12 protein-coding genes are annotated in these 12617 nt (G+C 70.6%); all 12 read left to right on the top strand.

What is annotated here, in order from left to right; genetic code table 11:
* The first annotated feature begins 3 nt into the window (after positions 1-3).
* Positions 4-1434 carry a UDP-N-acetylmuramoyl-tripeptide--D-alanyl-D-alanine ligase gene (gene murF, locus MTR79_RS25430; RefSeq protein ID WP_048456818.1) on the top strand — a complete coding sequence of 477 codons (1431 nt, stop codon included), beginning with the start codon at positions 4-6 and terminating at the stop codon, positions 1432-1434.
* On the top strand, positions 1434-2504 hold the full coding sequence (gene mraY / locus MTR79_RS25425) for a phospho-N-acetylmuramoyl-pentapeptide-transferase (protein WP_006131287.1): 1071 nt from the start codon (positions 1434-1436) through the stop codon (positions 2502-2504). Before murF ends, mraY begins: the two co-directional genes overlap by 1 nt.
* Complete coding sequence (gene murD, locus MTR79_RS25420; protein WP_244792026.1) at positions 2486-3904, top strand: UDP-N-acetylmuramoyl-L-alanine--D-glutamate ligase; 1419 nt, start codon at positions 2486-2488, stop codon at positions 3902-3904. Before mraY ends, murD begins: the two co-directional genes overlap by 19 nt.
* Positions 3905-3990: 86 nt before the next feature.
* Positions 3991-5343: a putative lipid II flippase FtsW gene (gene ftsW, locus MTR79_RS25415; protein WP_086702361.1), complete on the top strand. Its 1353-nt coding sequence runs from the start codon at positions 3991-3993 to the stop codon at positions 5341-5343.
* 6 nt (positions 5344-5349) lie between these two features.
* Positions 5350-6444, top strand: coding sequence for an undecaprenyldiphospho-muramoylpentapeptide beta-N-acetylglucosaminyltransferase (gene murG / locus MTR79_RS25410; RefSeq protein ID WP_048456821.1), 1095 nt, complete (start codon positions 5350-5352; stop codon positions 6442-6444).
* Between the two features lie 25 nt (positions 6445-6469).
* Positions 6470-7264: an FtsQ-type POTRA domain-containing protein gene (locus MTR79_RS25405; RefSeq protein WP_086702359.1), complete on the top strand. Its 795-nt coding sequence runs from the start codon at positions 6470-6472 to the stop codon at positions 7262-7264.
* A gap of 289 nt (positions 7265-7553) precedes the next feature.
* A complete protein-coding gene (ftsZ, locus tag MTR79_RS25400) occupies positions 7554-8744 on the top strand; it encodes a cell division protein FtsZ (RefSeq protein WP_048456823.1) in 1191 nt (396 codons plus the stop codon).
* Complete coding sequence (pgeF, locus tag MTR79_RS25395) at positions 8741-9478, top strand: peptidoglycan editing factor PgeF (protein WP_244792025.1); 738 nt, start codon at positions 8741-8743, stop codon at positions 9476-9478. Before ftsZ ends, pgeF begins: the two co-directional genes overlap by 4 nt.
* A complete protein-coding gene (locus MTR79_RS25390; protein ID WP_244792024.1) occupies positions 9475-10194 on the top strand; it encodes a YggS family pyridoxal phosphate-dependent enzyme in 720 nt (239 codons plus the stop codon). The genes pgeF and MTR79_RS25390 overlap by 4 nt, the downstream gene beginning before the upstream one ends.
* A 128-nt stretch (positions 10195-10322) precedes the next feature.
* A complete protein-coding gene (gene sepF / locus MTR79_RS25385) occupies positions 10323-10964 on the top strand; it encodes a cell division protein SepF (RefSeq protein WP_048456959.1) in 642 nt (213 codons plus the stop codon).
* A gap of 48 nt (positions 10965-11012) precedes the next feature.
* Positions 11013-11300 carry a YggT family protein gene (locus tag MTR79_RS25380; protein ID WP_033273006.1) on the top strand — a complete coding sequence of 96 codons (288 nt, stop codon included), beginning with the start codon at positions 11013-11015 and terminating at the stop codon, positions 11298-11300.
* A gap of 55 nt (positions 11301-11355) precedes the next feature.
* Positions 11356-12504 carry a DivIVA domain-containing protein gene (locus MTR79_RS25375; protein ID WP_048456826.1) on the top strand — a complete coding sequence of 383 codons (1149 nt, stop codon included), beginning with the start codon at positions 11356-11358 and terminating at the stop codon, positions 12502-12504.
* Positions 12505-12617 lie beyond the last annotated feature (113 nt).

Below are 12617 nucleotides of genomic sequence, written 5' to 3'. Positions count from 1 at the left end.
CTTGTGATCGCCCTCTCCCTCGCCGAGATCGCAGAAGTCGTCGGCGGGCAGACGCACGACATACCGGACCCCTCCGTCCTGGTCACCGGCGAGGTGGTCCGGGACTCGCGGGAGGCGGGTCCGGGCAGCCTCTTCGTCGCCTTCGTCGGCGAGCGCGTGGACGGCCACGACTTCGCGGCCCAGGTCGTCGAGGCGGGCGCGGTCGCCGTGCTCGCCTCCCGGCCGGTCGGGGTGCCCGCGATCGTCGTGGAGGACGTCCAGGCCGCCCTGGGCGCCCTCGCCCGGCACGTCGTCCGCCGGCTCGGCGCCACCCTCGTCGCCCTCACCGGCTCGGCCGGCAAGACCAGCACCAAGGACCTCATCGCCCAGGTGCTGCGGAGCAAGGCGCCGACCGTCTTCACCCCCGGCTCCCTCAACAACGAGATCGGGCTGCCGCTGACCGCGCTCACCGCCACCGAGGAGACGAAGTTCCTCGTGCTGGAGATGGGCGCGCGGGGCATCGGCCACATCCGCTACCTCACCGGACTGACCCCGCCCAGGGTCGGCCTGGTGCTGAACGTCGGCTCCGCGCACATCGGCGAGTTCGGCGGCCGGGAGCAGATCGCCCAGGCCAAGGGCGAACTCGTCGAGTCGCTGCCGCCGGCCGAGGAGGGGGGCGTCGCGATCCTCAACGCGGACGACCCCTACGTCCGCGCCATGGCCTCCCGTACGAAGGCGAAGGTGATCCTTTTCGGAGAGTCCGGCGAAGCGGACGTCTCCGCCGAGAACGTGCGACTCACGGACAGCGGACAGCCTTCCTTCAGGCTTCACACACCCTCCGGTGCAAGCGATGTGACCATGCGCCTGTACGGTGAGCATCACGTGTCGAACGCGCTCGCCGCGGCCGCCGTCGCCCACGAGTTGGGCATGTCCGCAGACGAGATCGCCCGCGCGCTCTCCGAGGCGGGCTCCCTCTCCCGCTGGCGCATGGAGGTCACCGAGCGACCGGACGGCGTGACGGTCGTCAACGACGCCTACAACGCGAACCCCGAGTCCATGAAGGCCGCGCTGCGTGCGCTGGCTGCGATGGGCGAGGCCTCACGGGCGAAGGGGGGACGTACGTGGGCGGTGCTCGGCAAGATGGCCGAGCTCGGGGACGAGGCGCTCGCCGAGCACGACGCGGTCGGACGGCTCGCCGTCCGGCTCAACGTCAGCAAGCTCGTCGCGGTCGGGGGCAGGGAAGCCGCCTGGCTGCAACTGGGCGCATATAACGAGGGTTCGTGGGGTGAGGAGTCGGTGCACGTGTCCGACGCACAGGCGGCGGTCGACCTGTTGCGCAGCGAATTGCGCCCGGGGGATGTCGTACTCGTGAAGGCGTCCCGTTCGGTCGGGCTCGAGAGCGTGGCGCAGGCGCTGCTCGAGACCGGTGCCGAGGGTGAGGTCGCCGCCCGATGATGAATCAGGTCCTGTTCGCAGGAGTCATTGGCCTCTTCCTGACGCTGATCGGCACGCCGCTGCTGATCAAGCTGCTCGCCCGCAAGGGATACGGGCAGTACATCCGCGACGACGGCCCGCGCGAGCACGCGAGCAAGCGCGGTACGCCGACGATGGGCGGCATCGCCTTCATCCTGTCGACGGTCGCCGCCTACTTCCTCTCCAAGGTGATCAGCGGCGAGTCGCCGCGGTACTCCGGCGTGCTGGTGCTGGGCCTGATGGTCGGCATGGGCCTCGTCGGCTTCCTCGACGACTACATCAAGATCGTCAAGAGGCGTTCGCTGGGCCTGCGGGCCAAGGCGAAGATGGCGGGCCAGCTGATCGTCGGCGTCGCCTTCGCGGTGCTGTCCCTGCAGTTCGCGGACTCCCGCGGGCAGACCCCCGCCTCCACGAAGCTGTCGTTCATCACGGACTTCGGCTGGACCATCGGCCCGGTGCTGTTCGTGATCTGGGCCCTGTTCATGATCCTCGCCATGTCGAACGGCGTGAACCTCACCGACGGCCTGGACGGTCTGGCGACCGGCGCCTCCGTGCTCGTCTTCGGCGCCTACACCTTCATCGGCGTCTGGCAGTTCCAGGAGTCCTGCGCCAACGGCGAGACACTGACCAATCCGGGCGCCTGCTACGAGGTGCGCGACCCGCTGGACCTCGCCGTCGTGGCCTCCGCGCTGATGGGTTCCTGCCTGGGCTTCCTGTGGTGGAACACCTCCCCGGCCAAGATCTTCATGGGCGACACCGGTTCGCTGGCGCTCGGCGGCGTGCTCGCGGGTCTCGCGATCTGCTCCCGCACCGAGCTGCTGCTCGCCATCCTCGGCGGCCTGTTCGTCCTCATCACGATGTCGGTGGTCATCCAGGTCGGCTCCTTCCGGCTCACCGGTAAGCGGGTCTTCCGGATGGCGCCGCTCCAGCACCACTTCGAACTCAAAGGCTGGTCCGAAGTCCTTGTGGTGGTCCGCTTCTGGATCATCCAGGGCATCTGTGTGATCGTCGGACTCGGCCTCTTCTACGCGGGATGGGCAGCGGACAAGTGACCGACTGGCAGGGCAAGCACGTCACCGTCGCGGGACTCGGCGTCTCCGGCGTCCCGGCGGCCAAGGCACTCCACGGACTCGGCGCGAAGGTCACCGTCGTCAACGACGGCGACGACGCCCGGGCCCGCGAGCAGGCCGCGGAACTGGAGGCGCTCGGCGTCACCGTCCGCCTCGGGGACGGCGACACCCTGCCCGACTCCACCGAGCTGATCGTCACGGCGCCCGGCTGGAAGCCGGACAAGCCGCTCTTCGCGGCGGCCGACGCGGCCGGGGTGCCGGTGTGGGGCGACGTCGAACTCGCCTGGCGGCTCAGGAAGCCCGGGGCGGCGGACTGGCTCGCGGTCACCGGCACCAACGGCAAGACCACCACCGTGCAGATGCTCGCCTCCATCCTGGAGGCGGCCGGGCTGCGCACCGCCGCCGTCGGCAACATCGGCGTCTCCCTCCTCGACGCCGTCCTCGGGGACGAGGAGTACGACGTGCTCGCCGTGGAGCTGTCCAGCTACCAGCTCCACTGGGCGCCCTCGCTGCGCGCCCACTCCGCCGCCGTCCTCAACCTGGCGCCCGACCACCTCGACTGGCACGGCTCCATGGAGGCGTACGCGAAGGACAAGGGCCGCATCTACGAGGGCAACCGCGTCGCCTGCGTCTACAACACCGCCGACAAGGCCACCGAGAACCTCGTCCGCGAGGCCGACGTCGAGGAGGGCTGCCGCGCGATCGGCTTCACCCTCGGCACCCCCGGCCCCTCCCAACTCGGCGTCGTCGAGGGCCTCCTGGTCGACCGTGCCTTCGTGGAGAACCGGCAGAAGAACGCCCAGGAGCTCGCCGAGGTCGCCGACGTGAAGCCGGCCGCCCCGCACAACGTCGCCAACGCCCTCGCCGCGGCGGCCCTCGCCCGCGCCTACGGCGTGCCCGCGAACGCCGTGCGGGACGGACTGCGGAACTTCACCCCGGACGCCCACCGCATCGCGCACGTGGCGGATGTGGACGGCGTGGCCTACGTGGACGACTCCAAGGCCACCAACACGCATGCCACGCAGGCCTCGTTGGCGGCGTACGACTCCGTGGTGTGGATCGCGGGCGGACTCGCCAAGGGCGCCACCTTCGACGAACTCGTCGCCGGGGCGGCCGGGCGGCTGCGCGGCGCCGTCCTGATGGGCCGGGACCGTGCCCTGATCCGTGAAGCCCTCGCGCGACACGCCCCGGAAGTCCCCGTGGTCGACCTCGAGCGGACCGACACTGGGGCGATGCTCCAGGCCGTCCAGGAGGCGAGGCGGCTGGCACGCCCCGGTGACACGGTGCTGCTGGCCCCGGCCTGCGCCTCGATGGACATGTTCGCCAACTACAACAAGCGCGGTGACGCGTTCGCACAGGCGGTGCGCGAGCTCGGCGCCTGACCCCGGCCGCCCCGGCGCCGGGCGACCCTGGGAGGGACGCGTGGGACCGTCCGAGACCTGTTGGCCGGCGTACCGCGGAGGTCGTGATGTCCAGTAGCCGTACCGGCCGGCCGCCCGTGCAGCGGGCCGCCCGGCGTCCCGTCGCGCCCCGCCCCCCGCGCGAGAACCCGCTGCGTACCCTGGTGACCCGGGCGCGCAGGGCCTGGGACCGGCCGCTGACCGCGTACTACGTCATCCTCGGCGGCAGTCTGCTGATCACCGTGCTGGGTCTGGTGATGGTCTACTCGGCCTCCCAGATCACGGCGTTGCAGATGTCGCTGCCGGGTTCGTACTTCTTCCGCAAGCAGCTGCTGGCCGCCGCGATCGGCGCGGTGCTGCTGCTGGCGGCCTCCCGGATGCCGGTGAAGCTGCACCGGGCGCTCGCCTACCCCATCCTCGCCGGCGCCGTCTTCCTGATGGCCCTGGTGCAGGTGCCGGGGATAGGAGTCGCGGTCAACGGCAACCAGAACTGGATCGCGCTCGGCGGCAGTTTCCAGCTCCAGCCCAGCGAGTTCGGCAAGCTGGCGCTGGTGCTGTGGGGCGCCGACCTGCTCGCCCGGAAACAGGACAAGCGGCTGCTGACCCAGTGGAAGCACATGCTGGTGCCGCTGGTGCCGGCCGCGTTCATGCTGCTCGGGCTGATCATGCTCGGCGGCGACATGGGCACCGCCATCATCCTCACCGCGATCCTCTTCGGCCTGCTGTGGCTGGCGGGGGCCCCGACCCGGCTGTTCGCCGGGGTGCTGGCGGTCGCCGCGCTGCTCGGCGCCGTCCTCATCCGCACCAGCGAGAACCGCATGGCCCGGCTCGCCTGCCTCGGCGCCACCGAGCCGCAGACCGGTCCGGTCGACTGCTGGCAGGCCGTGCACGGCATCTACGCCCTGGCCTCCGGCGGGATCTTCGGCTCCGGTCTCGGTGCGAGTCTGGAGAAATGGGGCGAACTACCCGAAGCGCACACGGACTTCATCTTCGCCGTCACCGGTGAGGAACTGGGCCTGGCGGGGACGCTGTCGGTGCTCGCCCTGTTCGCCGCTCTAGGCTATGCGGGTATCCGCGTGGCCGGACGCACGGAGGACCCCTTCGTCAGGTATGCCGCGGGAGGCGTGACCACCTGGATCACGGCGCAGGCCGTGATCAACATCGGTGCGGTGCTCGGTCTGCTGCCGATCGCCGGAGTCCCGCTCCCGCTGTTCTCCTACGGCGGGTCCGCCCTGCTGCCGACCATGTTCGCCATCGGGCTGCTCATCGCCTTCGCGCGTGAGGACCCCGCTGCGCGGATGGCGCTTGCGATGCGGCAACCCCGCTTTGGTAGAAAGCGGATCGGGGGTTCTCAGCGGCCCCGGAGATGGAACACGATGCGACGGCGTGCCCCGGGGGCGCGTCCGTCCGGAGAGCGGTGAATTTCGGTGCATGTCGTACTCGCCGGCGGAGGAACCGCGGGCCACATCGAGCCCGCGCTCGCCCTCGCGGACGCGCTGCGCAGGCAGGATCCGTCCGTGGGCATCACGGCCCTGGGCACGGAGCGCGGCCTGGAGACCCGTCTCGTACCCGAGCGCGGGTACGAACTGGCGCTGATCCCCGCCGTCCCGCTGCCACGCAAGCCGACCCCCGAGCTGATCACCGTCCCGGGCCGGCTGCGCGGCACCATCAAGGCGACCGAGCAGATCCTGGAGCGCACCCGGGCCGACGTCGTGGTCGGCTTCGGCGGCTACGTCGCCCTGCCCGGCTACCTCGCGGCCAAGCGCCTCGGCGTGCCGATCGTCATCCACGAGGCCAACGCCCGCCCCGGCCTGGCCAACAAGATCGGCTCCCGCTACGCCGCCCAGGTCGCCGTCGCCACCCCGGACAGCAAGCTGCGCAACTCGCGCTACATCGGCATCCCGCTGCGGCACACCATCGCCACCCTCGACCGGGCCGCCGTCCGCCCCGAGGCGCGCGCCGCGTTCGGGCTCGACCCCAACCTGCCGACGCTGCTGGTCTCCGGCGGCTCGCAGGGCGCCCGCCGGCTCAACGAGGTCGTCCAGCAGGTCGCTCCGTGGCTCCAGCAGGCGGGCATCCAGATCCTGCACGCGGTCGGCCCGAAGAACGAACTGCCGCAGGTGCAGCAGATGCCGGGCATGCCCCCGTACATCCCGGTAAGTTACCTGGACCGGATGGACCTCGCGTACGCGGCGGCGGACATGATGCTCTGCCGCGCCGGCGCGATGACCGTCGCCGAACTCTCCGCCGTCGGACTCCCGGCCGCCTACGTCCCGCTGCCCATCGGCAACGGCGAACAGCGGCTCAACGCCCAGCCGGTGGTGAAGGCGGGCGGCGGACTGCTGGTCGACGACGCGGAGCTGACGCCGGAGTGGATCCAGCAGAACGTGCTGCCCGTGCTCGCCGACCCGCACCGGCTGTACGAGATGTCCCGCGCCGCAAGCGAGTTCGGCCGCCGGGACGCCGACGAGCTGCTCGTCGGCATGGTGTACGAGGCGGTCGCCGCCCGTGCCCACAGGTAGAGACATGTGACGGAAGGCAGGGAGCGTGGCCGGATCGACGACCGCCGAGCGCGGTGAACGCAAGCGGGAGTCGTCCGGCCCGCCACCCGTACGAGCCGTACGGCGACGGCGTCTTCGTCTGATCATCGCATCGGCGGTCGCCCTCCTGTTCTTCGGCAGCGGCGCCTTCTGGCTGCTGTACGGCTCCGATCTGGTCCGCGTCGAGCGCGTCTCGGTGTCCGGGACCGACGTCCTGACACCGGACCAGGTCCGCGAGGCGGCCCAGGTGCCCCTCGGGGAACAGCTCGTCTCGGTCGACACCGGGGCCATCGAGAAGCGGGCCGCCGAGGAGCTGCCCCGCATCGACACCGTCGACGTGGTCCGTTCCTGGCCCGACGAGATCAAGCTCCGGGTCACCGAGCGCACCCCCGTGCTCCTGGTCCACCAGGGCGGCAAGTTCGTCGAAGTGGACGACGACGGCGTGAGGTTCGCCACCGTCGAGAAAGCGCCCAAGGGGGTGCCGGCGCTGGAGATGGATCTCTCCCGTTCCGGATCCTCCGCGGCCAGCCTCCGGCGATTCGGCGAGGACCGTCTGGTGCGGGAGGCGGTACGCGTGGCCGGCGCCGTCCCCGAGTCCCTCGCGCCGGAAACGCGCAGCGTCAAGGTCCGTTCCTACGACGCCATCTCGCTGGAACTCACGGACGGCCGTACCGTCGACTGGGGAAGCAGCGAGAAGGGGACGCAGAAGGCGCGCGCCCTCACCGCCCTGATGAAAGCGGAGCCGGACGCGCGGCACTTCGACGTCAGTGTTCCCAGCGCCCCGGCGTCATCAGGGAGTTGACGCACATCCGCGCAGGCCAGCACCCTGGTTGGGCAGCGACACGGCTGATCACATAGGGTGAAAAGAAAAACGGGAGGTTCGGCGTGTTCGTTGAACGTGCGCCACGTGTCGACTTAGTGTCCTGTTCAGAAGACTCCAGGGAACAGACACACTGGTAACCCTAAACTTCAACGTTAGGGTTCGGGTCGGCGATACGGACCGTCCCATTCGGCATCAGTCGACGGAACGCGGGGGCAGCAGTTGCTCCGGCGCCCCGGCGACACGTAACTCGAGGCGAGAGGCCTTCGACGTGGCAGCACCGCAGAACTACCTCGCAGTCATCAAAGTCATCGGTGTCGGCGGCGGTGGTGTCAATGCCATCAACCGGATGATCGAGGTCGGTCTCAAGGGCGTCGAGTTCATCGCCATCAACACCGACGCGCAGGCGCTGTTGATGAGCGACGCCGACGTCAAGCTCGACGTCGGCCGTGAACTCACCCGCGGACTCGGCGCCGGAGCGAACCCGGCCGTCGGCCGCAAGGCCGCCGAGGACCACCGCGAGGAGATCGAGGAGGTCCTCAAGGGGGCCGACATGGTCTTCGTGACGGCCGGTGAAGGCGGCGGCACCGGCACCGGCGGCGCGCCCGTCGTGGCCAACATCGCCCGCTCCCTCGGTGCGCTCACCATCGGTGTGGTCACGCGCCCGTTCACCTTCGAGGGACGGCGCCGCGCGAACCAGGCCGAGGACGGCATCGCGGAGCTCCGCGACGAGGTCGACACCCTCATCGTGATCCCCAACGACCGGCTGCTGTCCATCTCGGACCGCCAGGTGTCGGTTCTCGACGCCTTCAAGTCGGCCGACCAGGTCCTGCTCTCCGGTGTGCAGGGCATCACCGACCTCATCACCACCCCCGGTCTCATCAACCTCGACTTCGCCGACGTCAAGTCGGTCATGTCCGAGGCGGGTTCGGCCCTCATGGGCATCGGCTCGGCCCGCGGCGACGACCGCGCGGTGGCCGCGGCCGAGATGGCCATCTCCTCCCCGTTGCTCGAGGCGTCCATCGACGGCGCCCGCGGCGTCCTGCTCTCCATCTCCGGTGGCTCCGACCTCGGCCTGTTCGAGATCAACGAGGCCGCCCAGCTGGTCAGCGAGGCCGCCCACCCGGAGGCCAACATCATCTTCGGCGCCGTGATCGACGACGCCCTCGGCGACGAGGTGCGGGTCACCGTCATCGCCGCCGGCTTCGACGGCGGCCAGCCGCCCGCCAAGCGGGACAACGTCCTCGGCTCCTCCTCGGCCAAGCGTGAGGAGCCCGCCCCGGCGGACCGGCCCGAGAGCCGCCCGTCCTTCGGCTCGCTCGGCAGCGTCACGCCGAAGGAGGAGCCCGCCCCGGCCCCCGAGCCCGTGGCCGACATCCCCGCCGTCCAGCCCCCCGTCCCGCCCTCCCGGAGCTACGACAGCGCGGCCGAGGAACTGGATGTCCCGGACTTCCTGAAGTGATAGGACAGCGCGAGAGCGTGAGCGGCGCGCACTTCGGCTTCACCGACCGGTGGGGCGGGGTGAGCGCCGCTCCGTATGAGGAGCTCAACCTCGGGGGCGCGGTCGGCGACGACCCCGGGAACGTGCGGACCAACCGTGAACTGGCCGCCGAGGCGCTCGGCGTGGACCCGGTCCGCGTGGTCTGGATGAACCAGGTGCACGGCGCGGACGCCGTCGTCGTCGACGAGCCGTGGGGCGACCGTCCGGTGCCCGAGGTGGACGCGATCGTCACCGCGCGGGGCGGACTCGCCCTCGCCGTGCTCACCGCCGACTGCGTGCCCGTGCTGCTGGCCGACCCCGTCGCGGGCGTCGCCGCCGCGGCGCACGCGGGCCGGCCCGGGCTGGTCGCCGGGGTCGTCCCGGCCGCCGTCCGGGCCATGACCGGACTCGGCGCCGACCCCGCCCGGATCGTCGCGCGCACCGGACCCGCGGTGTGCGGCCGGTGCTACGAGGTGCCGGAGGACATGCGCGCCGACGTGGCCGCCGTCGAGCCGGCGGCGTACGCGGAGACGAGCTGGGGCACCCCCGCGGTCGACGTCGTCGCGGGTGTGCACGCGCAACTCGAGCGGCTGGGCGTCTCCGGCGCCGGGCGCTCGCCCGTGTGTACACGGGAGTCGGACGATCACTTCTCCTACCGTCGCGACCGCACCACCGGGCGGCTCGCGAGTTATGTGTGGCTGGACCCGAGAACATGACGGACCGTAAGGACGAACTCGCCGCGAATCTGGCGGGCGTGGAGGAGCGGATCGCCGCCGCGTGCGACGCGGCCGGTCGCGGACGCGACGAGGTGACGCTGATCGTGGTCACCAAGACCTGGCCCGCGAGCGATGTGCGGATCCTCTCCGGACTCGGCGTACGGCACGTCGCCGAGAACCGCGACCAGGACGCAGCCCCGAAGGCGGCGGCCTGCGCGGATCTGCCCCTTGTGTGGCATTTCGTCGGTCAACTTCAGACCAACAAGGTGCGTTCGGTGGTCGGTTACGCCGATGTCGTGCAGTCTGTCGACCGTGCCCGACTTGTGTCGGCGCTCTCCAAGGAGGCCGTCCGGGTGGGGCGCGAGGTCGGCTGCCTCATCCAGGTGGCGCTCGACGCCGGCGTCGACGGCCGGGGCGAGCGCGGTGGCGTGGCGCCCTCCGGCGTCGCGGAGCTGGCCGACCTGGTGGCGGGGGCCGAAGGGCTGCGGCTGGACGGTCTGATGACCGTCGCGCCGCTCACCGGGGAGTACGCAGGCCGCCAACAGGCGGCGTTCGAGCGGTTGATGGATTTGTCGACCGCCCTGCGCCGGACCCATCCGGCTGCGAACATGGTGTCCGCAGGGATGAGTGCGGATCTCGAACAGGCCGTGGCCGCCGGAGCGACACATGTGCGCGTCGGCAGTGCGGTACTCGGAGTCCGCCCCAGGCTCGGGTAACGTCGCCAAGAAGTCGGACCACAGCAGAAAATATGGTCATTTCCGCCCAATGGCGGAGCAAGGACCCAGTGGATCGCGGGCACTTGGCGGTCGTCAGCGGATCCACCACAGAGCGGAGGACTCGGAGCATGGCCGGCGCGATGCGCAAGATGGCGGTCTACCTCGGCCTCGTGGAGGACGATGGGTACGACGGCCGCGGATTCGACCCAGACGACGACTTCGAACCGGAACTCGACCCGGAGCCGGAGCGGGACCACCGGCGGCACGAGTCGTCGCACCAGTCCCACGGAACACACCAGCCACAAAGGGACGAAGAGGTACGAGTCGTCCACCCGCCCGCGCCCCGCGAGCCGGTGTCCCGGTCCGCTTCGCTGCCTGCGGAATCGCCCCGTCCGGCGCGGATCGCGCCCGTGGCATCCATCACACAAGAACGCGCCAGTCTGGAGAAGAACGCACCGGTGATCATGCCCAAGGTCGTGTCGGAACGAGAGCCTTACCGGATCACCACGCTTCACCCCCGGACCTACAACGAGGCCCGTACCATCGGGGAACACTTCCGTGAGGGCACCCCGGTGATCATGAATCTGACTGAGATGGATGACACAGACGCGAAGCGACTTGTCGACTTTGCGGCGGGTTTGGTGTTTGGTCTTCACGGCAGTATCGAGCGGGTGACGCAGAAGGTGTTCCTGTTGTCGCCTGCTAACGTCGATGTCACGGCGGAGGACAAGGCCCGCATCGCAGAGGGCGGGTTCTTCAACCAGAGCTGAGACGCAGGACCGGACAAGAGCGGCACAGGGGAGAGGGAAAAGCAGGCCATGGGCGTGTTCGCGCAGGTGATCTACATCGCGCTGATGGTGTTCCTCATCGTGCTGATCTTCCGTTTGGTCATGGATTACGTGTTCCAGTTCGCCCGCTCATGGCAACCCGGCAAGGCGATGGTGGTCGTTCTGGAGGCCACCTACACTGTCACCGATCCACCGCTGAAGCTTCTGCGGCGGTTCATCCCGCCGCTGCGTCTCGGGGGCGTGGCGCTCGACCTGTCCTTCTTCGTCCTGATGATCATCGTCTGGATCCTCATCTCAGTCGCACAGAGGTTTGTGTGATGAGGCTGGACGATACGGTCTTGCCGACTGCCGATGACTACGTTGAGGTGAAGAGATGCCGTTGACCCCCGAGGACGTGCGGAACAAGCAGTTCACGACCGTCCGCCTCCGAGAAGGCTATGACGAGGACGAGGTCGATGCCTTCCTCGACGAGGTCGAAGCCGAACTGACGCGCCTGCTGCGCGAGAACGAGGACCTGCGCGCCAAGCTGGCCGCTGCCACCCGTGCCGCGGCGCAGAACCAGCAGAACATGCGCAAGCCTCCGGAGCAGCAGGACCAGCAGCAACAGCAGGGTCCGCCTCCCGGCATGCCCCAGCAGGGCATGCGAGGTCCCGGCGCTCCGGTGCCCGCCGGCATATCGGGCCCGCCGCAGCAGCAGATGGGCGGCCCCATGGGTGGCCCGCCCCAGCTGCCGAGCGGTGCTCCTCAGCTGCCCGCCGGCCCCGGCGGGCAGGGCGGCCCGCAGGGTCCCGGCCCCATGGGCCAGGGTCCCGGGCCGATGGGCCAGGGCGGCCCGATGCAGGGGCAGATGGGCCCTGGCGGCCCGATGGGCGGTCCCATGGGCGGCCCCGGTCTCCCCGGTCAGGGGGGCCCCGGCGGCGACAGCGCCGCGCGCGTCCTGTCGCTGGCCCAGCAGACCGCCGACCAGGCGATCGCGGAGGCCCGTTCCGAGGCCAACAAGATCGTGGGCGAGGCGCGTTCGCGTGCCGAGGGCCTCGAGCGTGACGCCCGTGCCAAGGCCGACGCCCTGGAGCGGGACGCGCAGGAGAAGCACCGCGTCGCGATGGGCTCCCTGGAGTCCGCCCGCGCCACGCTGGAGCGCAAGGTCGAGGACCTGCGCGGCTTCGAGCGCGAGTACCGCACGCGGCTGAAGTCCTACCTGGAGTCGCAGCTGCGCCAGCTGGAGACCCAGGCGGACGACTCGCTCGCCCCGCCGCGTCAGCCCGCGAGCGCCGCTCCGTCCCTGCCGCCGTCCCCGGCGCCCTCGATGGCTCCGGCCGGCGCGGGTGCCCCGTCCTACGGCGGCAACCAGTCGATGGGCGGCGGCCCCGGCGGCCCGTCCGGCCCGTCGTACGGCGGTCAGCAGCAGATGCAGCCTGCGATGACCCAGCCCATGGCTCCGGTCCGCCCGCAGGGCCCGTCGCCGATGGGTCAGGCTCCCTCGCCGATGCGTGGCTTCCTGATCGACGAGGACGACAACTGACGGCCCCCGCGGTCATAGGTACGGCGTAGCAGTCGGCAGCGTTCAGGGCGGGGCCCCGGGTTCACCAACCCGGGGCCCCGCCCTTGTGCTACGCGTGTTCCCACCGGTTCCCC

Source organism: Streptomyces sp. BJ20, assembly GCF_022869105.1.
Taxonomy (GTDB): domain Bacteria; phylum Actinomycetota; class Actinomycetes; order Streptomycetales; family Streptomycetaceae; genus Streptomyces; species Streptomyces griseoincarnatus.
The sequence above is the reverse complement of the archived record's forward strand: the minus strand, read 5'-3'. Positions and strand labels throughout refer to the sequence as shown.